The sequence below is a fragment of the Paraburkholderia dipogonis genome, from assembly GCF_046027395.1.
Classification (GTDB): domain Bacteria; phylum Pseudomonadota; class Gammaproteobacteria; order Burkholderiales; family Burkholderiaceae; genus Paraburkholderia; species Paraburkholderia dipogonis_A.
In genome coordinates this window covers 179,509-199,753 of record NZ_JAQQEG010000008.1, presented here as the reverse complement: position 1 = coordinate 199,753, position 20,245 = coordinate 179,509, and the positions used below count along the sequence as shown (strand labels likewise).

At 64.1% G+C, this 20,245-nt stretch carries 17 protein-coding genes; 5 read left to right on the top strand and 12 right to left on the bottom strand.

The window, feature by feature from the left end:
- Positions 1-53: 53 nt before the first annotated feature.
- From PQR32_RS10805 to PQR32_RS10750, 12 genes are all read right to left on the bottom strand, one after another.
- Positions 54-860 carry an SDR family oxidoreductase gene (locus PQR32_RS10805; RefSeq protein WP_408225693.1) on the bottom strand — a complete coding sequence of 269 codons (807 nt, stop codon included), beginning with the start codon at positions 858-860 and terminating at the stop codon, positions 54-56.
- Positions 861-1,212: 352 nt separating this feature from the next.
- Positions 1,213-2,433, bottom strand: a complete 1,221-nt coding sequence (locus tag PQR32_RS10800) for an NlpC/P60 family protein (protein WP_408225594.1) — start codon at positions 2,431-2,433, stop codon at positions 1,213-1,215.
- A gap of 205 nt (positions 2,434-2,638) precedes the next feature.
- Positions 2,639-4,498, bottom strand: coding sequence for a PhoH family protein (locus PQR32_RS10795; RefSeq protein WP_408225591.1), 1,860 nt, complete (start codon positions 4,496-4,498; stop codon positions 2,639-2,641).
- A 353-nt stretch (positions 4,499-4,851) separates the two neighbouring features.
- Complete coding sequence (locus PQR32_RS10790) at positions 4,852-5,313, bottom strand: peroxiredoxin (protein WP_408175596.1); 462 nt, start codon at positions 5,311-5,313, stop codon at positions 4,852-4,854.
- Between the two features lie 140 nt (positions 5,314-5,453).
- Entirely contained in the window at positions 5,454-6,347 is an 894-nt protein-coding gene (locus tag PQR32_RS10785; protein WP_408225588.1) for a polysaccharide deacetylase family protein, read from the bottom strand.
- 10 nt (positions 6,348-6,357) lie between these two features.
- Positions 6,358-7,404, bottom strand: coding sequence for a bifunctional UDP-4-keto-pentose/UDP-xylose synthase (locus tag PQR32_RS10780; protein WP_408225585.1), 1,047 nt, complete (start codon positions 7,402-7,404; stop codon positions 6,358-6,360).
- Positions 7,401-8,336, bottom strand: a complete 936-nt coding sequence (locus PQR32_RS10775) for a formyltransferase (protein WP_408225582.1) — start codon at positions 8,334-8,336, stop codon at positions 7,401-7,403. Before PQR32_RS10775 ends, PQR32_RS10780 begins: the two co-directional genes overlap by 4 nt.
- Positions 8,333-9,376 (bottom strand): glycosyltransferase, encoded by a 1,044-nt coding sequence (locus PQR32_RS10770; RefSeq protein ID WP_132374799.1) that lies wholly within the window; start codon positions 9,374-9,376, stop codon positions 8,333-8,335. Before PQR32_RS10770 ends, PQR32_RS10775 begins: the two co-directional genes overlap by 4 nt.
- A 6-nt stretch (positions 9,377-9,382) precedes the next feature.
- Positions 9,383-10,534, bottom strand: coding sequence for a DegT/DnrJ/EryC1/StrS family aminotransferase (locus PQR32_RS10765; RefSeq protein ID WP_408225579.1), 1,152 nt, complete (start codon positions 10,532-10,534; stop codon positions 9,383-9,385).
- 253 nt (positions 10,535-10,787) lie between these two features.
- On the bottom strand, positions 10,788-11,159 hold the full coding sequence (locus tag PQR32_RS10760; RefSeq protein WP_408225576.1) for a DMT family transporter: 372 nt from the start codon (positions 11,157-11,159) through the stop codon (positions 10,788-10,790).
- A gap of 25 nt (positions 11,160-11,184) precedes the next feature.
- Positions 11,185-12,939, bottom strand: a complete 1,755-nt coding sequence (locus PQR32_RS10755; RefSeq protein ID WP_408225573.1) for a glycosyltransferase family 39 protein — start codon at positions 12,937-12,939, stop codon at positions 11,185-11,187.
- 408 nt (positions 12,940-13,347) lie between these two features.
- Positions 13,348-13,722 (bottom strand): Mth938-like domain-containing protein, encoded by a 375-nt coding sequence (locus PQR32_RS10750; protein WP_095419547.1) that lies wholly within the window; start codon positions 13,720-13,722, stop codon positions 13,348-13,350.
- 587 nt (positions 13,723-14,309) lie between these two features.
- On the opposite strand from PQR32_RS10750, the gene PQR32_RS10745 reads away from it, so the two are divergent.
- From PQR32_RS10745 to moaD, 5 genes are all read left to right on the top strand, one after another.
- Positions 14,310-15,560, top strand: a complete 1,251-nt coding sequence (locus PQR32_RS10745) for a pyridoxal phosphate-dependent aminotransferase (protein ID WP_408206235.1) — start codon at positions 14,310-14,312, stop codon at positions 15,558-15,560.
- Between the two features lie 98 nt (positions 15,561-15,658).
- Positions 15,659-16,990 carry a homoserine dehydrogenase gene (locus tag PQR32_RS10740; protein WP_408225568.1) on the top strand — a complete coding sequence of 444 codons (1,332 nt, stop codon included), beginning with the start codon at positions 15,659-15,661 and terminating at the stop codon, positions 16,988-16,990.
- An 8-nt stretch (positions 16,991-16,998) separates the two neighbouring features.
- Positions 16,999-18,450: a threonine synthase gene (gene thrC, locus PQR32_RS10735; protein WP_408225565.1), complete on the top strand. Its 1,452-nt coding sequence runs from the start codon at positions 16,999-17,001 to the stop codon at positions 18,448-18,450.
- A 245-nt stretch (positions 18,451-18,695) separates the two neighbouring features.
- The gene (locus PQR32_RS10730) at positions 18,696-19,949 is read left to right on the top strand and encodes a molybdopterin molybdotransferase MoeA (RefSeq protein ID WP_408225690.1); all 1,254 of its coding nucleotides are present in this window, start codon (positions 18,696-18,698) and stop codon (positions 19,947-19,949) included.
- 26 nt (positions 19,950-19,975) lie between these two features.
- Positions 19,976-20,233: a molybdopterin converting factor subunit 1 gene (gene moaD / locus PQR32_RS10725; RefSeq protein ID WP_012432823.1), complete on the top strand. Its 258-nt coding sequence runs from the start codon at positions 19,976-19,978 to the stop codon at positions 20,231-20,233.
- The last annotated feature ends 12 nt before the right edge of the window (positions 20,234-20,245 follow it).

Here is a 20,245-nt window from a genome sequence, read left to right as displayed (position 1 = left end):
GCGGCGGCGCTGGCTGCCGCGCAATCCATCTGTCCGGGTTCCAAGCGCGCCGTCTAGATCAGCGGCGCGCTGGCTCCATCCATCGGGACGATTGCGCCCGTCACATAGCTCGCGCGGCGGCTCGCCAGAAACAGCGCGACGTCGGCGATTTCCTCCGGTTTGGCATAGCGTCCGAGCGGCACTTTGGCCTGACCGCGCGCGAGCGCTTCCGCGCTCTCGATGCCTTGCTGCGTCGCTTCGAGCTTGACCGCTTCCTCGATACGCTCGGTCAGCGTCGCGCCGGGATTGATCGCGTTGATGCGGATGCCGTAACGCGCGTAATAGTGAGCGAGGCCGACGGTGGCGAGCATCAGCGCCGCGTTCGCGGCGCCGCCGGCAATATGGATATCGCTCGCGATCTTGCCGCCCATGCCGATGATGTTGACGATCGTGCCGGGCTCGCCGCCGTTACCGGCCTTGGCGCGCTCGGCCATGCGGCGCAGTACTTCCTGCTGGGGATAGATGTACGGGAAGTATTTCGCTTCCATGGTGGCGCGGAACGCGTCGGCATCGAGCGTTTCCGGGTCGTAACGGCGCGCGGCGCCGGCGCTGTTGATCAGTATGTCGATCGGGCCGACCGCGGTGCTGACTTCCTCGACGATATCGGCGGCACTGTGCGGTTCATGCAGATCGGCGCGGGTCCGGTGCACGTGCAGGCCTTCCTGCTTCAACTGCTCGTAAGCGCGCGCGAGGTTGGCGGGATCGCGCGAGACGATCGCGACTTTCGCACCTTCGAGCGCAAACGCGCGGGCGCAGGCGAACCCAATTCCCTTGCTGCCGCCCGTGATCAACACCACCTTGTCTTTAAGCCCGAGATCCATCGTCATCACCCGCTGTCGGAAGAATATCGACGACGATAGCAGATCGGCGGGGGCGGTGTGACGTGCGGTTGGTGGTGAGGCGGAGGATGGCGAGCGGCTGGGCGTTGCTGGTCGCTATGTGCGCCGATGGCCGCTTGTGCCGCGAAGTATCGACGCCAGGCGGCGTGATTCAGGCTTGCGCCCGCGTGCCGAGTGCGAGTTGTGTTGCGCAGGGCGGTGGTCCGCTGCGCGACGGTGAGCGACAGGGCGTTGCTGTCAGGTCCGCGTACGCTTGCGGCCGGCCTACGTCGCGAAGTATCGACGCAGAGGCGGCTTGATCCGCGCTTGTTCACGGCTGAGCCCGCGTCGTGCGTCAGAAGTTGCCGTTGGCGAAGCGGGCGATCGGGTCGTCGTTGGTCTGCGTGGGGGCAGGCATGCCGCGCGAGCCCGTCGAAGCTCGCATGATCTGCACGCTGCCATTTTCATCGGCTTGCTGCGCCTGCCGAGCCTGGCGTGCAGCAACGGACGCGGGCGGCGGCGGCTCGAACGCGTCGGCGGCGGCATCGATTGGATCGGGTGCGTGGGCGGCCGCGGTTTGCGGTGCGGTGCGTGAAGCCGTCGGCTGTTGTTGAGCGGGTGCGCCGGCGTCATACGCGTTGGCTCGAGCCGCCTGAACCGGCGTCGGCGATACGGCGCCTGCGGCACGCGCCTGCATCTGCGCTGCGCTCATGCCCGGCGGTGGTGGTTCGAATGGATCGGCTTGGGACGTGGCAGTGGTGGTTGTCGGTTGCGCCTCGGTGGTCAAGGACGCGCGCGGCGTCGCCGCGACGCGGGCTGCCTGATTCGACGGCGATTGGGCTTGCAGCGCGCTCGTGGCATAAACCGGTGGCTGTGTGGTTATCGCCGCCGTCGCCGCCGTACCTGCCAACGCTGACGTGCCCGTTGTACCCGCCGCACCCGCATAAGCCGGGGTCGTCTGCGCCACCGGCGCGACGCGCTCAGGCTGCGGCGCCGCGGCCTGATAGCTCGGCGTATCGAACGGCGCCGGTGTCGCGGCCGGACCAGCCACGCGGCGAATCCCGTCGAAACGCCTGGCCCAATAAGGATTGGTCAAATAGTCGAGCCGCACCGTCCCACCGGTCGACGGCGCGTTGACGAAGCGCAGCTTGCCCACATAAATCCCGACGTGCGAATGCGCGCGCCCCGTCGTGTTGAAGAAAATCAGATCGCCCGGCGCGATCTCGTCCGGTTCGATCGACTCGCCGCGCCCGCTCATGTCCGCCGTCGTGCGCGGCAGATTCACGGACGCCGCGCGCGAGACGACATAACGAACCAATCCGCTGCAATCGAAGCCACTATCTGGAGTATTGCCGCCCCAACGGTATGGAATGCCGACCAGACTCATCGCCTGAATCGAGATTTCCTCACGGCCGATGCTGTGGTCGACGAAATTCGGAAAGCCGGGCGGCGGAGCGTGATAAGCGCCGTTCGCCACCACGACCGAGCTGCCCGAGCGCGACGACGTCTTCTGCGGCGCGCCGGCGCAGGCGGCAAGCAGCAGAACGGTTAGCAGCGAAAAAGCGAGTCGGCGCATGAAGACGAGTAGAGCGGTAAAAGCCCGTTTAACGGCGAACGATGTCGGGATGGTAGCCCTTGGAACCTCGCTCCGGCAAGAATTCTTGACAAATTACTTGAAGTTCGTGCGCTAAGTGTTGCCCGGCGGGAACGTGCATTCAAGAAAAAAGCCGCGCCCGGAGTATTCCGGGCGCGGCTTCTGGTTAAAGCTAAGTAACTGAAACTTAGAGAATTTCCGATGCGTAGTCAGCAAGACGCGAACGCTCGCCGCGCGCCAGTGTCACATGCCCGCTGTGCGCCCAACCCTTGAAGCGATCGACCACATACGTCAAACCCGAACTGCCTTCCGTCAGATAAGGCGTATCGATCTGCGCGATGTTGCCCAGACAGATGATCTTCGTGCCCGGACCCGCCCGCGTGACCAGCGTCTTCATCTGCTTCGGCGTAAGGTTTTGCGCCTCGTCGATGATCAGATACTTATCCACGAACGTGCGGCCACGCATGAAGTTCATGCTCTTGACCTTCAGGCGCGAACGGATCAACTCCTGAGTCGCGGCGCGGCCCCATTCGCCGGCTGCGTCGTCGGTCTTTTGCAGGACTTCGAGGTTGTCGTCGAATGCACCCATCCACGGCTGCATTTTTTCCTCTTCCGTACCCGGCAGGAAACCGATGTCTTCGCCGACCGGCACCGTCGCGCGCGTCACGATGATCTCGTTATAGCGCTTGTCGTCCAGCACCTGTGCGAGACCGGCGGCGAGCGCGACCAGCGTCTTGCCGGTGCCGGCCTGACCCAGCAGCGTGACGAAGTCGATCTCCGGATTCATCAACAGGTTCAGCGCGAAGTTCTGCTCGCGGTTGCGCGCCGTGATGCCCCACACGTTGTTCTTGTGGTGGCCGTAGTCGCGCAAGGTTTGCAGCAGCGCCGTCTTGCCGTTCAGCTCGCGCACCAGCGCGTGAAACGCCGGCTCGCCGTTCTGCGGCTCGAGATAGACGAACTCGTTGACCAGCATCGAGGCGCACAGCGGACCCGTCACACGGTAGTACGTCGTACCGGTCTTGGTGTCCTGCCAGCTCTCCATGCCCTTCGCGTGCTTGGTCCAGAAATCCTGCGGCAGCGCGCGGATGCCGGAATACAGCAGATCGCTGTCTTCGAGCACCTGGTCATTGAAGTAGTCTTCAGCGGGCAGGCCGAGCGCATGCGCCTTGATGCGCATGTTGATGTCTTTCGACACCAGCACGACCTGGCGATCCATCCGGTCGCGCTGCAACGCGCGCACCACGCCGAGGATCTGGTTGTCGGCCTTGCCTTCCGGCAGACCTTCCACCGGCTCGATGGCGGTGAGCTTGGTCTGGAAGTACAGACGCCCGGAAGCCTCGCGGCTGCCCAGACGCGCGAGCGAAATGCCGTCGGACATGTTGCCGGCGTTCGCCACCAGCGCGTCCAACGTGCGGCTCACCTGGCGGGCGTTGCGCGCGACTTCCGACATGCCCTTCTTGTGGTTGTCGAGTTCTTCCAACGTCATCATCGGCAGATAGACGTCGTGTTCCTCGAAACGGAACAGGCAGCTCGGGTCGTGCATCAGCACGTTCGTGTCGAGCACGAAGAGTTTCTGGACTTCGACCGGCTGGGTGCCGGTGCCGCGTTTCTTGCTGGTGCCGCGCGCGCTCGGCGCGACGGTTGCGGGTGTGCTGGCTTCGGCCTGCTTCGCGCTCGGCGTGCGGGCGACGACCGGTTGCACAGCCGGCTCGGCAGGCTCGGCTTGCGGACGCGTGGCGGGAACCGGTTGCAACAGTGCGGCGGTCTGTTTCGATTTGCGGCTACGTGCCGGCGCGGCTTGTCCTGCGGATGCGGACGCAGCAGGAGCCGCCGACGATGCCGGCACCGGCCGCAAGGTGGTCGCGGCATTGGCGGCGTGCGCCATCGGCGTGGCGACGTTCGCGCGGCCGTAGTCGGCCGACTCTGCGGATTCCCCAACCACCGCCTGTTTTTTCGCGGCGGAGCGCGCCGGGCTGGCGGCTTTGGCCTTGTATTCGTCAGGCGGCAGGAGATTGCCGAGCTTGCTGGGGGGGGTAGGCAAAGGCATGGTTTCCCTCGAATTAATCGGGTCACATATCGTGCGCCGCCTGTCGCATTCTGCCGGTGCCAGTGAGTACGCACGCAGATTGCGCCCGGAGGCGCGCATTCGGTCTAGAGATGCCGGTTCGCCTGGTCTTCGATCGGCTCCTTAACGGAAGCGCGCGGCCGAGTGAACGAACGGCTGCGCGCAATTAAAAAAGCCGCCGCCCCGGCGTACGGGGCAAGCGGCTCGCCTACAGTGCTCGCGTTGCACCTCGCGACTCCGACGGAACCCAGGAAACGGGAAGCGGCCGTCAAGTCTGGCGCAGCGGCATAAATTTGGGGTGTACAGGCACTCATTGCAACCCAATATAACGCGCCTCAAAGCGCTTGTACAGCCTCCAGAATATCGTCGACGTGGCCGGGCACTTTCACGCCGCGCCACTCCTGGCGCAGCACGCCTTCGCCGTCGATGAGGAACGTGGAGCGTTCAATCCCCCGTACTTCTTTGCCATACATTTTCTTCATTTTGATGACGTTGAAGAGCGCGCACAGCGTTTCTTCAGGATCCGAGATCAGCGGGAAGGGCAATTCGAGCTTTGCCTTGAAGTTGTCATGCGAGCGAAGGCTGTCGCGCGACACGCCGAGGATTTCCGCGCCGGCCTTCTTGAACTTCGGATACAGATCGCGGAACTGCAGACCTTCGGTCGTGCAGCCTGGCGTGTTGTCCTTCGGATAAAAATACAGCACCACCTTCTTGCCCCGCAGCTTGGACAGCGTGATCTCGCCACCGGTAGCGGGGGCGGTAAAATCGGGGATGGGTTGGTCGACTGCGATGGGCACGAGGTTCTCCGGTTGTAATGGCCTGCGCCGGCTGATTGCGGCGGCGTCGGCCTGGCATCGAGACTTGGGGGAGGGTGACCGGCGCGCGGCACGCTCTCGCGCGGCGGTCGGGTCGTCAGGGCCGGTTGCGGGTTGACCAATCAGGGCTGGACAATCAGCTCGCCGGAACGCCCTGGAATTTCGCCCCACGTAACAGGGTACGATGGCAGCGTGCTGCGGTCTAGCGTGGCGTAATAATCACCCATCGTCGCGAAGGTGTGGCCTTGCGCGCGCCAGCCTTCCAGAAGCTGTTCGAAGATCGGCGCGAGCTTTTGCCCTTCGAGTTCCGCATGCAGCGTGTACACCTGGTCGTGTGGATTGTTTTCCGTGTGCTTCAACATCCATGCGGCGACGTTGTGAGGTTCGACACCGTCCACGCCGAGCACTTCGTCGAGCGTCGGCAGCGTGGTGGGCATCTGCACATGCGTGAGCGTGCGGCCGCCGACCACCGGCAGATACGGCGAGTGGCCGCGTCCGTCGGACGCGTAGTGCATGCCCCAGGCGTCGATCTGTTCGAACGCATGGCCGTTCATCTGCCAGCCGGCTGCGCCGTGCGTGACCGGCGGCGCGCCGAACACCTCGACGAAACGGTCATGGCTCTGCTGCATCTGCGCCGTGGTCCATACGCGATCTTTCGAGCGCACGTTGTCCTGCCAATACACGTGGTCCCACGTATGAATGCCGCATTCGAAGCCGGCTTCGTGGATCGCGCGCATCTCCGCGGAGGCCTTGGCGCCGATGTCCGGACCGGGCAGCAGCACGCCGTACATCAGCTGCTTGACGCCGTAGTGTTCGACCACCGAGGTACGCGACACCTTCTTCAGAAAGCCCGGGCGCAACACGCGGCGCATTGCCCAACCGGTGTGATCGGGACCGAGGCTGAAGAGGAAAGTGGCGCGCGCCTTGAAGCGGTCGAAGATACGGGCGAGGTTCGGCACGCCTTCGCGGGTGCCGCGCAGCGTGTCGACGTCGATCTTCAGGACGATACGAGCCAAGGATCAGCCCTTATTGCTGTTCGACGAGCGCGCGCGCTTCGCCGACGTGGCCGCGATACGCTTCGAAAATCTTGCGCAGCGCTTCGTCGAAAGTCGACTTCGGCGCCCAGCCGAGTTCCTGCATCGTGTTGTCGATCTTCGGCACGCGGTTCTGCACGTCCTGATAGCCCGCGCCGTAGTACGCGCCCGACGAGGTCTCGATCAGTTGCACCTGCTTGGCCGTTTCCGCGTATTCCGGGAATTCGGCGGCGAGCGCCAGCATCTTGTGCGCGAGTTCGCGCACCGAGAAATTGTTGGTCGGGTTGCCGATGTTGTAGATCTTGCCCGTGGCGATGCCGTCCTTGTTCTCGATGATCTTCATCAGCGCGCCGATGCCGTCGTCGATATCCGTGAACGCGCGCTTCTGCGCGCCGCCATCGACGAGGCTGATGTTCTCGCCGCGCACGATATGGCCGAGGAACTGCGTGACCACGCGCGAGCTGCCTTCCTTCGGCGTGTAGATCGAGTCGAGGCCCGGGCCGATCCAGTTGAACGGACGGAACAGCGTGAAGTTCAGGCCTTCCATGCCGTAACCCCAGATCACGCGGTCCATCAACTGCTTGGAGCATGCGTAGATCCAGCGCGGCTTGTTGATCGGGCCGTACGACAGTTGCGACTCTTCCGGATCGAACTGCTCGTCCGTGCACATGCCGTAGACCTCGGACGTGGACGGAAACACGAGGTGCTTGCCGTACTTGACGGCCGAACGCACGATCGGCAGGTTCGCCTCGAAATCCAGTTCGAACACGCGTAGCGGCTGCTTGACGTACGTGGCGGGCGTGGCGATCGCGACCAGCGGCAGGATCACATCGCACTTCTTGACGTGATATTCGACCCACTCCTTGTTGATCGTGATGTCGCCTTCGAAGAAGTGCATCCGTTCATGATTGATGAGGTCGCCCAGACGTTCGGTCTGCATGTCCATGCCGAAAACTTCCCAATCGGTCGTTTCGAGAATGCGCTTGGACAGGTGATGGCCGATGAAGCCGTTCACACCCAGAATCAGGACTTTTTTCATTGATGACGGGGAGTTTGGATGAGCTGGGCAAATTCGGCCGGAGTGACGACAGTCTCGCTGCCGTCGTGCTGGTGCCGCAATTCGTGGATGGCGATCGCGCGACCGTCGCCGCATATCGCGAAAACGGCATTATCGCTTACGTGCAGGCCCGGGGGCAAATCCGAGCGAAGCGCGCCGGGCGTGGCCAGGCGCGCGCGCGTCACGACGAAACGCTGCTCGCCGATATCCGTGAAAGCGCCCGGATAGGGCGGCGCGACCGCGCGGATCAGGTTGTAGACCTGCTGCGCCGATTGCGTCCAGTCGATGCGGCCGTCTTCCGGCTTGCGTCCACCGTAATAGCTGCCGTGCGCGAGATCGTTCGGCAGATGCGGCGCCTCGCCCGCCAGCAACGACGGCAGCACGCGCCACAGCGTTTGCTCGGCGGCCACCGTGACCTTGTCGAACACTTGCGCGGCGGTGTCGTCGGGCAGGATCGGCACCGGCGTTTGCGCGAGGATCGCGCCCGCGTCCGGCTTGGCGGCCATTTCATGCAGCGTCGCGCCGGTTTCCGTTTCGCCGTGAATCACCGCCCAATTGGTCGGTACGCGGCCGCGGTATTTCGGCAGCAGCGAGCCGTGCATGTTGTAAGCGCCTCGTGCGGCGAGCGCCAGCACGTCGACCGGCAACATGTGGCGGTAGTAGAACGAGAAGATGAAATCCGGGCGCGCGGCGCTCACCGCGGCGCGCAACTCGGGGCTCTTCGGATCGTTCGGCGTGACGACCGGAATGCCGTGCTCCGCCGCGACCGAGGCGACGCTGCCGAACCAGATGTTTTCGGTCGGGCTGTCTTCGTGCGTGACGACGAGCGCCACGTCCACGCCGCGCGCTAGCAGCACCTGCAGGCAGCGCACGCCGACGTTGTGATACGCGAATACGACAGCGCGTGGCTTCATGGATTCGGGCCCTGATCGAGTAGCGGCGCGGCCTGCACGGCCTGCACGACGGTCTGGCGCGGCGCTTCGGTCACGGTCGTGCCGTCGCGCTGTTCGAGAATGGTCTGCACGAGGTAGCGCGGACGCGCACGCACCTGCTGATAGATCCGGCCGATATATTCGCCGAGCAGGCCGAGCGCGAAGATGATCACGCCGAGCAGGAAGAAGGTGATGGCGAACAGCGTGAACACACCTTGGACTTCCGCGCCGATGATGAAGCGCCGAATCAGCAGCAGCACGAACAGCGCCGCGGAGCCGAGCGACAGGATCACGCCGATGAACGACAGCCATTGCAGCGGCACGACCGAAAAACCGGTGACGAGGTCGAAGTTCAGGCGGATCAGCGAATACAGCGAGTACTTCGATTCGCCGGCAAAACGCTCTTCGTGCGCGACCTCGATTTCCACCGGATTCTGCGCGAAGGTGTAGGCGAGCGCCGGAATGAACGTGTTGATTTCGCCGCAGCGATTGATCGTGTCGATGATGTGCCGGCTGTACGCACGCAGCATGCAGCCCTGGTCGGTCATCTTGATGCGGGTGATGCGCTCGCGCAGCCGGTTCATCGCGCGCGAAGCCTTGCGGCGCCACAGGCTGTCCTGGCGTTGCAGGCGAATCGTGCCGACGTAGTCGTAGCCTTCGCGCATCTTGTTGACCAGCTTGCCGATTTCTTCCGGCGGATTCTGCAGGTCGGCGTCGAGCGTGATGACGATCTCGCCGCGCGATTGCTCGAAGCCCGCCAGAATCGCCATGTGCTGGCCGTAGTTGCCGTTCAGCAGAATCACGCGCGTCGTGTCGGGACGCGCGCGGAACTGTTCGGCGAGCAGGGCGGCGGATTTGTCGCGGCTGCCGTCGTTGATGAAGATCACTTCATAACCGGTGCCGAGCGCGTCGAGCGCCGGATACAGGCGCGCGAACAGCGCAGCCAGACCGGCTTCCTCGTTGTACACCGGGATGATGACCGACACTTCCGGTGCGGCAGCGCGATGTTCCGAATAAATCATTTCCGCTTATTTTCCGTATTGTTCGCAAATTTCATTGACCGCGCGGCACACGCGCTCCACGTCGCCTTCGTTCATCAACGTGAAGAGCGGCAGCGTGACGTTGGTCGCGCCGAAGCGTTCCGCATGCGGGAACATGCCTTCCTTGAAGCCGCGCGCACGGTACAGCGAGAACAGGTGGATCGCCGGGTAGTGCACGCCCGACCCGATGCCGCGCTCCTTCAACTGACCCATGAAGCCGGCGCGGTCGATCGACAGTTTCTCGAGCGGCAGCGTGATCTGGAACATGTGCCAGTTGCTGTTTTCAAGGTCAGCAAATGGCAGGCCGACTCCCAGTTTCAGCGCCGCGCCACCTTCCAGGCCCGCGAAATACGCGCGCACGAGTTTTCTGCGCTGCGCGAGGAAGCGCTCCAGATGCGGCAACTGGCCGAGGCCGACGCGCGCGGCGACGTCCGTCAGGTTGTACTTGCCACCGAGCACGTCGCAGTCCATGCCGTCGAAGCCGGTGCGCGTGATGCCTTGCAGGCGGTATTTTTGCGCGAGGATCGCTTCTTCCTCGTTGTTCAGCACCAGCGCGCCGCCTTCGATCGAAGTCAGGTTCTTGTTCGCGTGGAAGCTGAACGAGACCATGTCGCCCAGCTTGCCGATGCGCTCGCCCTTCCAGGTCGAGCCGAACGCCTGCGCGGCGTCTTCGATCACGCGTAGCTTGTGGGCGCGGGCGATCTCGTACAGACGATCCATATTGACCGGCAGGCCCGACAGATACACCGGAATCAGCGCCTTGGTGCGCGGCGTGATGGCTTTTTCGAGCAGGTCGAGATCGATATTGCGGGTCGCCGGGTCGATGTCGGCGAACACCGGCGTCGCGCCGACTTCATAGATCACGTTGCTGGTCGAGACCCATGACGCCGGCGTCGTGATGACTTCGTCGCCTTCGCCCACGCCGGCGATGCGTAGGCCGATCTCCAGCGTCGCCGTGCCCGAATTGAACGTGCGCACCGGACGGCCGCCGCAGAACTCGGAGAGCGCCGCTTCGAATTTCTGGTTCTGCGGGCCGGTGGTGATCCAGCCGGAGCGCAGCACGTCGGCGACGCCCTGAATCGTTTCCTCATCGATCTCGGGTTTGACAAAGGGCAAAAACGGGATTGTTGACTGGCTCATGAATGCTTCGCTCGATTGAAAGGGCGCAACCCGAAGGGCGCGAAGTAGACCACACACTAGGCGCAAATGGTACGCAAACCCAAGGCCGCAGCTAAAAGGGGCGCAACCGCACAGCATACCGTGGTCAACCTTACGTTTTCCTTAGCCGGCCGGCCTGCCTGCTTACGGTATCTTTTGCCGTCTGCATCTTCCCTAGCCGGCTCTGGCGATAAACAGTAAATTGTGTCCGGCTCACCGCTGCCAGTTGGGGCGCCTAACTGCGCGCCAATACCACCACCCCGATCAGAATGATGCCGATGCCGACCAGCTTCTGCATCGACAGCACTTCGCCGAACAGGTACCACGCCGCGAACGCATTGACGACGTAGCCGAGCGACAGCATCGGATAGGCGATCGACACGTCCACCCGCGACAGCCCGACGATCCACACCGCCACGCTGATCACATAACAGGCCAGCCCACCGATGATCGGCGGCTGGGTTGCGAGGCGAAAGGCGATCGGCAGGATATTCGCACGGGTGAATTCGAAGTGTCCAACGGCATTCGTACCGGCTTTGAGCAGCAACTGCGCACCGGCGTTCAACGTGACGCCTGCAAGAATGCAAAAGAGGGAAATCGGGTTCATCGAACGGTTAGATCCTGATATGGGGTCATTGTTGTGCTTTTTCTACTGACGCCGCTGCTGACGCCGGTGCCCGTGTGTCGGCTGCCGGCGTGCCGGGCGCGCTCAGCGGCTTTTCCACCACCACGCGGCGCGAGTCGCGGGCAATCACCTGCATTTGCAGGCCTTCCTTGAGGAGCTGGTCGTAGGTGTCCGGCGGGATCAGCGCGAGCGCGTAGCGGTCGGCCTTCCAGCGCTCGATCCACGCATCGACGGAGGGAATCCATTTCTGCGGCTCGACGGACACGCCGAACGCCAGTTCGTCGGGATGCTCGACCATGATCATGGCGTGGTCGACATAGAACGGCATTGTGTGGTCGAGTACGCCCACCGAGTAGAACGGCGTATCCGCCGGCAACTTCGCGATCTCCGCCTTGATGGCCGGTGCGAGCGGCGCGCCGGAACTCAGGCGGCCGAACACGTCGTGACCCGTGCCGGCGATGGTGCCGAGCAGCAGCCACGCCGCGCCGAAGGTGGCGACGGCGCCGAGGCTGCCGGCCCGGCTGCGGCGATTCAGCCACAGCGCGGCCAGCGTCAGCACGAAGGCGACGGCAAGCGCCGCGAGCACCCACGTGCGGTACTCGGCGTACAGTTCGGCCGGATTGCGGGCGCTGCCGAAGCGCGCCATGAACAACGCGGCAAACGCGGCCACGACGAGAAAGAGCGCATAACCGGCGAGATGGCGGCGCAACTGGTCGCGCGTGACGAGTGGCAGGTACATGCCGATCAGCAGCGCAATCGGCGGCGCGATGGGCAGCGTGTAGGACAGCAGCTTCGAATGCGACGCGCTGAAGAACAGGAAGATGAAGACGATCCACGTCAGCAGCAGCGTGACCGGTGCGAAGCCGTTCGGCTGGCGCGGCAGGCGCCACGCGTGGCGCACGCTTTGCACCGTCACCGAGAGCCACGGCAGGAAGCCCACGATCATCACCGGCACGAAGTAGTAGAACGCCCCCGGACGGTTCTGCTCAGGCGTCAGATAGCGCTTGAACTGCTGCACGATGAAGAAGAAGTTCAGGAATTCCGGGTTGCGCTGCTGCACCAGCACGAACCACGGCGTGACGATCGCGAAGAACACGATCAGGCCGCCGATCAGATGCAGACGCTTCCACACGGCCCAGTCGCGCGCGATCAGCGTGTACAGCACGAGCACCGCGCCCGGCAGAATCACGCCGACGAGTCCCTTGGACAGCACGGCCAGCGCCATCGAGCCCCAGCACACCCACATCCAGCCGCGCACGCAGCCGGTCGTCAGGTTGGGGCGCTGCGCGAGCAGCAGCGCGCACAGCGTCAGCTCCATCCAGAACGACAGGCCCATGTCGAGCGTGTTGAAGTGGCCCATCAGGTTCCAGTACGGCGACGTGGCCAGCACGATCGCCGCGAACACGCCGGTCGCCGCGTTGAACACGCGCGCGCCGGTGAAGCCAATCAGCAGGACGCCGGCGAAGCCCGTCAACGCCGTATAGAGCCGCGCCTGCCATTCGCCGATGCCGAACCACGCGAACGTGAGCGCGTTCGCCCAGGTTTGCAGCGGCGGTTTCTCGAAATACTTGTAGCCGTTGTAACGCGGCGTGATCCAGTCGCCGGTGACGAACATCTCGCGCGCCATTTCGGCGTAGCGGCCTTCGTCGCTCGGCAGCAGGTGGCGCCAGCCGAGCGGCACGAACCAGATCACGGCAAGGGCCAGCACCAGCAGGAGAATCGTGGTGCGGTTGAGCGGTAGCCTGGACGGCGTATCGTTCATGGATTTCAACCTTTGTGGCGACGCCGCGCGGGCGGCGAAGCGGTGTTGTTCGGAAATGGCGACCGGTCAGGCGGGCGGCCGCCCGCGAGGCGGCCGGCGCCTGGCGGGACGGCCATCCTCGGGGCGCGCGTGCATGAGACTGTCCGCGCGGCGTTCTGGTTGCGTTGCGACGCGCCGCTAGCCTCGCCGGCGGCGGTTGCTTCACCTTCCTTCGACAGGTCGCTACGGGCGCGCGGTCATGCTCAGACTGGCGGTCCGGCAATCAATGGCGCGCAGTGTACGTTATCGGCCGTGACGCGGCCAGGGTGCGCGGTTCAACCCGGTGGCGCGAACGCCCCGGATACGGTGCACGGCAGCCCGCGCGCGCATTGCAACCGACGCGCTCCAGGCCGGCATCGCGCCGCGGCTCTAGGCTTCGATCAGCAGCGCGGCCGCGACCTTGCGGCCCTCCGCCATCAGAATGTTGTAAGTGCGGCAAGCTGCCTTGAAGTCCATCGTTTCGACGCCGATGCGCTTCGCGGTGAGCGCGGCGGTCAGGCGCGGATGCGGAAAGCGCAGCCGCTCGCCGCTGCCGAACACGACCACTTCGGGCGCGGAGTCGACCAGCATGGCGAAGTGCTCGGCGCTCAACTGCTCGAAAGAGGAGACGGGCCAAGGGATGACCGGCGCGTCCGGCAGCACGAGAAGGCTGCCCGAATGGCGCACCAGATTGATTTCGACATAGTCGGCGCCGTAGCCGGTGACGGTGTTGAGGGCGCCGCTCGAATCCTGATGTAATTTCAAATTGGTTTTCCGAAGTCGTCGTGAGACATCATGCGTGTTGGCCGCCCGTCCGGGTTGAGCCGCGGCAGGCGATTCGACGCGAGTGGGACACGCGCATGGGGCACAAGCGAGGCAGAAGCGGCCGAAAAGGCTTGCCGTTGCGGTTGGTGCATTGCGGAAGTCGGCCAAAATCCGCTAAATTATAACTTTTTAGCCGCCTTGCGGCGCCCCTCGCTCATGTGCCGCCACAAGCCGCGCTGAGTCCACGGGTGCGGCCCACCGGCTACCCGCCTTGGTTTTGCCCGCTTTCGGCTGCTTTTCGTCTGCTTTTGTCTGTGTGTTCCTTCTCGCTGCCGTACCGGTGCAATCCGCCGCTGGCGCGTCTGATGAACCCATCGAGTACACGAGAAAAGGCTCGCGAAGCGGCTGCGCAGTGGCCGCAAGCATCGGCCCTGTGATTGGATCCGATCCGCGTCCGCCGGACCGTCGTTTGCTGTCGCCGGTGCGTGCCGCGCCCGAATTCCCCGTATCGGCGAACTTGCCCGGCCCGTTTTATTGCGTTTTGATATGAGCCGCGCCTGTTCGCCCAAGCCATCAACCAGGATGAAGTGCCCGCCGTGAAACCGATTCTCAAATCCAACAAGTTGTTGAATGTCTGCTACGACATTCGCGGGCCCGTCCTCGAACATGCGAAGCGGCTCGAAGAAGAGGGCCATCGCATCATCAAGCTGAACATCGGCAATCTCGCGCCGTTCGGCTTCGACGCGCCGGACGAAATCATTCAGGACATGATCCTGAACCTGCCGGGCTCGTCGGGTTACTCCGATTCCAAAGGTGTGTTCGCCGCGCGCAAGGCGATCATGCATTACACGCAGCAAAAGGGCGTGCACGGCGTCGAGCTGGACGACATCTACATCGGCAACGGCGCGTCCGAGCTGATCGTGATGGCGCTGCAGGGCCTTTTGAACGATGGCGACGAAGTGCTGCTGCCCGCGCCGGATTACCCGCTGTGGACCGCCGGCGTGAGCCTGTCGGGCGGCACGCCGGTGCACTATATCTGCGACGAATCGAATAGCTGGATGCCCGACCTCGACGACATTCGCGCGAAAATCACGCCGAACACGCGCGCGCTGGTGGTCATCAATCCGAACAACCCGACCGGCGCGCTGTATTCCGACGAACTGCTGCTCGGCCTGATCGAGATCGCCCGCCAGCACGGCCTCGTGATCTTCGCCGACGAGGTCTACGACAAGATCGTCTACGACGGCAAGAAGCATACGTCGATGGCGGCGCTCTCCGAAGACGTGCTCACGGTCACCTTCAACAGCCTGTCGAAGAGCTACCGTTCGTGCGGTTATCGCGCCGGCTGGATGTTCATCTCCGGCCTGACCGCCGGCGAGAACCGCCGTCACGCCAAAGACTACTTCGAAGGGCTCGGCATTCTGGCGTCCATGCGCCTGTGCCCGAACGTGCCTGGCCAGTACGCGATCCAGACCGCGCTCGGCGGCTATCAGAGCATCAACGACCTGATCGTGCCGACCGGGCGCCTGTACAAACAGCGCGAACTCGCGTATGACATGTTGACGGCCATCCCGGGCGTGAGTTGCGTGAAGCCCGAAGCGGCGCTGTACATGTTTCCGCGTCTGGACCCGAAGATCTATCCTATCCAGGACGACCAGCAGTTCATCCTCGACCTTCTGCTGGAAGAGCGCGTGCTGCTCGTGCAGGGCACCGGCTTCAACTGGCCGACGCCGGATCACTTCCGCGTCGTGTTCCTGCCGAACGTGGACGATCTCGCGGATTCGATCAACCGCATCGCGCGCTTCCTCGACGGTTACCGCAAGCGTCACACAGCCTAGCGCACAATAGAGCGTACGACGCGGCTCCCACCGCGTCGCGCCGTCCGCCGGGCGCCACCCGTTTCCCTTTTAATCATCTACTCGAAAACACACGCTGCATGGAACCGATCAAAGTTGGACTGCTGGGCTTCGGCACGGTAGGCAGCGGCACCTTCACGGTACTGCGCCGCAATCAGGAAGAAATCAAACGCCGCGCGGGCCGCGGCATCGAGATTGCGCGCATAGCCGTGCGCAATCCCGCCAAGGCGACAGCGGCGCTCGGCAGTGAAGCCGGCACGGTGGCGCTGACCGATGACTTCAACGCGGTGGTCGACGACCCGTCGATCGATATCGTGGCCGAAATGATCGGCGGCACGGGCGTGGCGCGTGACCTCGTTCTGCGCGCGATCAAGAACCGCAAGCACGTGGTCACGGCCAACAAGGCGCTGCTCGCGGTGCACGGCACGGAGATTTTCGAAGCGGCGCGCGCCAACGGCGTAATGGTGGCGTTCGAGGCGGCGGTGGCGGGCGGCATTCCGATCATCAAGGCACTGCGCGAGGGTCTGACGGCCAATCGCATCCAGTACATTGCGGGCATCATCAACGGCACGACGAACTACATTCTCTCGGAGATGCGCGACCGTGGGCTCGACTTCGCAACCGCGCTGAAGGCCGCGCAGGAACTGGGTTACGCCGAAGCCGACCCGACCTTCGACATCGAAGGCGTGGACGCCGCGCACAAGGCGACCATCATGAGCGCGATCGCGTTCGGCGTGCCGGTGCAGTTCGACAAGGCTTACGTCGAAGGCATCAGCAAGCTCGCGGCGATCGACATCAAATACGCCGAGGAACTCGGCTACCGTATCAAGCTGCTCGGCATCGCGCGCCGCACGGACAAGGGCATCGAGTTGCGCGTGCATCCCACGCTGATTCCGGAAAAGCGCCTGCTGGCGAATGTGGAAGGCGCGATGAACGCGGTCGTGGTGCACGGCGACGCGGTCGGCACAACCTTGTACTACGGCAAGGGCGCGGGCGCTGAGCCCACCGCTTCCGCGGTGGTGGCCGATCTGGTCGACGTGACGCGCCTGCATACGGCCGACCCGGAGCATCGCGTGCCGCATCTGGCGTTCCAGCCGGACAGCCTGTCGAGCACTCCGATCCTGCCGATCGACGAAATCACGAGCGGCTACTACCTGCGTCTGCGGGTGGCGGACGTGACCGGCGTGCTGGCCGACATCACGCGCATTCTGGCCGACACCGGCATTTCGATCGACGCACTGTTGCAGAAGGAATCGGAACAGGTCGATGCGAACGGCAAGGGCGAAACCGACATCATCCTGATTACGCACGAAACGGTTGAAAAGAACGTCAACGCCGCGATCAGGACGATCGAAGCGTTGAAGACCGTTGTCTCGCAAGTCACGAAGCTGCGCATGGAAGCGCTGAACTAGGCCGAACTATGAACTACCTCTCCACGCGCGGCGCCGGTGCCGGCGAGCGCCATACCTTTTCCGACATCCTGCTGGGCGGTCTTGCCAAAGACGGCGGCCTCTACCTGCCCGCCGACTATCCGCGCGTCACGGCTGACGAACTGACGCGCTGGCGCACGCTGGCGTACGCGGATCTCGCCTTCGAGATCCTGTCCAAATTCAGCGACGACATTCCCGCCGAAGACCTGCGCGCGCTCACGCGCAAGACCTACACCGCGGCGACGTACTGCAACGTGCGCGACGACGAAAGCGCCGCGCAGATCACGCCGCTGAAGACGCTGGGCGTCGAGAACGGTGCGCCGCTGTCGCTGCTGGAACTGTCGAACGGTCCGACGCTCGCGTTCAAGGACATGGCGATGCAGTTGATCGGCAACCTGTTCGAATACGCGCTCGCCAAAAACGGCGAAACGCTCAACATTCTCGGCGCGACCTCGGGCGACACCGGCAGCGCCGCGGAATACGCGATGCGCGGCAAGAAGGGCATCAGCGTGTTCATGCTGTCGCCGCACAAGAAGATGAGCGCGTTCCAGACCGCGCAGATGTACAGCCTGCAGGACCCGAACATCTTCAACATCGCCGTGGAAGGCGTGTTCGACGACGCGCAGGACATCGTCAAAGCCGTCTCGAACGATCACGCGTTCAAGGCGAAGTACAAGATCGGCACGGTCAACTCGATCAACTGGGCGCGCGTCGTGGCGCAGGTCGTGTACTACTTCAAGGGCTACTTCGCGGCCACGAAGTCGAACAACGAGCGTGTGTCGTTCACGGTGCCGTCGGGCAATTTCGGCAACGTGTGCGCGGGTCACATCGCGCGCATGATGGGCTTGCCGATCGAGAAGCTGGTCGTGGCGACGAACGAAAACGACGTGCTCGACGAGTTCTTCCGCACCGGTATTTACCGCGTGCGCAAGGCGGCCGAGACGTATCACACCAGCAGCCCGAGCATGGATATTTCGAAGGCGTCGAACTTCGAGCGTTTCGTGTTCGATCTGCTCGGCCGCGATCCGGCGCGTGTGCTGCAACTGTTCCGTGACGTCGAAGAGAAGGGCGGCTTCGATCTCGCGGCGAGCGGCGATTTTGCGCGCGTGAAGGAGTTTGGTTTCGTGTCGGGCAGCAGCAGCCATGACAGCCGCGTGGACACGATCCGCGACGTGTTCGAGCGTTACGACACGATGATCGACACGCACACGGCCGACGGCCTGAAGGTGGCGCGCGAACATCTGCAGCCGGGTATTCCGATGATCGTGCTGGAGACGGCGCAACCGATCAAGTTCGGCGAGACGATCCGCGAAGCGCTGTTGCGCGAACCGGAGCGGCCGGCGGCGTTCTCGGGCCTTGAGTCGCTGCCGCAGCGTTTCGAAGTGCTGCCGGCGGACGCGCAGCGCGTGAAGGACTTCATCGTGGCGAACGCGGGCGCTTGAGTCGCCGTCGCCGTGTAGCGTGAGCGCGTGGTTCAGGGCTCACGCAGTCTGTCCGACACGCTCCAAGTGCTTCATACGCTTCACGCAAAACGACGCTTGCCGCAAAACCTCGCGGCAAGCGCTCAAACTCCAAAAAATCCCCTCATAACGCCGGGCCGCCCAGGCTGTCCGCTTCGACCGCTACAATATTCTTTTAACCTGCGGCTTCGAGACCAGAGATGTCCACACCCACGCCCCGTGCGCCGATGCTCGCCACCGCCGAAGCCTTGGCGACTCTCCTCAGCGCAGCGAGCCCGATTGCCGGCACGGAGTCGATCCCCACGCTGGAAGCGCTGAACCGCGTGCTCGCAGCCGACGTCACGTCGCCGCTCGACGTCCCGCCGATGAACACCAGTGCAATGGACGGCTACGCGATCCGCACGACGGATCTGACAGCGCAGGGCAACAGCCGCTTGCCGGTCTCGCAGCGTATTCCCGCCGGTCACGCGCCGGAGCCCCTGAAGCCTGGCACGGCGGCGCGTATCTTCACCGGTGCAACCGTGCCGCCCGGCGCCGACGCGATCGTGATGCAGGAGCAAGCCGAAGCCGCCGGCGCGGAAGTCACGATCCTGCACAGTCCGCAACCGGGCGAATGGATCACGTCGCAGGGCGCGGATATCCGCAGCGGGTCGGTCATTCTTCCGGCGGGCACGCGGCTCACGCCGCAGGCGCTGGGACTCGCCGCCTCGGTCGGTTGCGCCGAACTGGTGGTGCGGCGGCGCGTCAAGGTCGCCGTTTTCTTCACGGGCGACGAACTGACCATGCCCGGCGAGCCGCTGAAACCGGGCGCGATCTACAACTCGAACCGTTTCACACTGCGCGGCCTGCTGGAGAAGCTCGGCTGCGAAGTCACCGACTACGGCATCGTCGCGGACCAGCTCGACGCGACCCGCGCGACGCTGCGCGAAGCGGCCGAGGCGCACGACCTCATCCTGACTTGCGGTGGCGTGTCGGTCGGCGAGGAAGATCACGTGAAGCCGGCCGTGGAAGCGGAGGGGCGGCTCGCGATGTGGCAGATCGCGATGAAGCCGGGTAAGCCGCTCGCGTTCGGCGCGGTGCGCCGTGTGGCGCAGCGCGGTGAGACCGCGACGGGGGCCGCATCCGCTTCGGCCTCGGCTGAAACGTTTTTTATCGGCCTGCCGGGCAATCCGGTGTCCAGCTTTGCCACCTTCCTGCTGTTCGTGCGTCCGTTCATCCTGAGTCTGGCCGGTGTGCGGACCGTCGCGCCGCGCGTGCTGTCGCTGCGGGCGGATTTCACGCAGAGCAAGGCCGATCGCCGTAACGAATTCCTGCGCGCGCGCATCAACCCGGCCGGTGGCCTCGATCTGTTCCCGAATCAGAGTTCGGCCGTGCTGACGTCGACGGTCTGGGGCGACGGCCTGATCGACAATCCGCCGAATCACGCGATCAGCGCCGGCGAGACCGTGCGCTTCATTCCTTTTTCCGAATTGCTGAACTGAGGCCGGCAACCACCGGCGGCATCCCGATGAAGATTCAACTCCGATATTTTGCGAGCGTGCGTGAAGCGCTCGACCTGGCCGACGAAACCGTCGATCTGCCCGACGGCATCGCGACCGTCGGCGACGTGCGCGCGTGGCTGCGCGTGCGCGGCGGCATCTGGGCCGACACGCTGGCTGAGGGCCGCGCGCTGCGCATGGCCTGCAACCACGTGATGACCGGCGCCGGCACCCGCGTCACCGAAGGCTGCGAAGTCGCGTTCTTTCCGCCCGTCACCGGCGGCTGAGCCGCAACGCCA

Excerpts from the sequence above, each read along its gene's own strand:
- PQR32_RS10805 (WP_408225693.1), bottom strand. The coding sequence starts at position 860 with ATGGATCTCGGGCTTAAAGACAAGGTGGTGTTGATCACGGGCGGCAGC.
- PQR32_RS10800 (WP_408225594.1), bottom strand. The coding sequence starts at position 2,433 with ATGCGCCGACTCGCTTTTTCGCTGCTAACCGTTCTGCTGCTTGCCGCC.
- PQR32_RS10795 (WP_408225591.1), bottom strand. The coding sequence starts at position 4,498 with ATGCCTTTGCCTACCCCCCCCAGCAAGCTCGGCAATCTCCTGCCGCCT.
- PQR32_RS10780 (WP_408225585.1), bottom strand. The coding sequence starts at position 7,404 with ATGAAAAAAGTCCTGATTCTGGGTGTGAACGGCTTCATCGGCCATCAC.
- PQR32_RS10775 (WP_408225582.1), bottom strand. The coding sequence starts at position 8,336 with ATGAAGCCACGCGCTGTCGTATTCGCGTATCACAACGTCGGCGTGCGC.
- PQR32_RS10770 (WP_132374799.1), bottom strand. The coding sequence starts at position 9,376 with ATGATTTATTCGGAACATCGCGCTGCCGCACCGGAAGTGTCGGTCATC.
- PQR32_RS10765 (WP_408225579.1), bottom strand. The coding sequence starts at position 10,534 with ATGAGCCAGTCAACAATCCCGTTTTTGCCCTTTGTCAAACCCGAGATC.
- PQR32_RS10760 (WP_408225576.1), bottom strand. The coding sequence starts at position 11,159 with ATGAACCCGATTTCCCTCTTTTGCATTCTTGCAGGCGTCACGTTGAAC.
- PQR32_RS10755 (WP_408225573.1), bottom strand. The coding sequence starts at position 12,939 with ATGAACGATACGCCGTCCAGGCTACCGCTCAACCGCACCACGATTCTC.
- PQR32_RS10740 (WP_408225568.1), top strand. The coding sequence starts at position 15,659 with ATGGAACCGATCAAAGTTGGACTGCTGGGCTTCGGCACGGTAGGCAGC.
- thrC (WP_408225565.1), top strand. The coding sequence starts at position 16,999 with ATGAACTACCTCTCCACGCGCGGCGCCGGTGCCGGCGAGCGCCATACC.
- PQR32_RS10730 (WP_408225690.1), top strand. The coding sequence starts at position 18,696 with ATGCTCGCCACCGCCGAAGCCTTGGCGACTCTCCTCAGCGCAGCGAGC.
- moaD (WP_012432823.1), top strand. The coding sequence starts at position 19,976 with ATGAAGATTCAACTCCGATATTTTGCGAGCGTGCGTGAAGCGCTCGAC.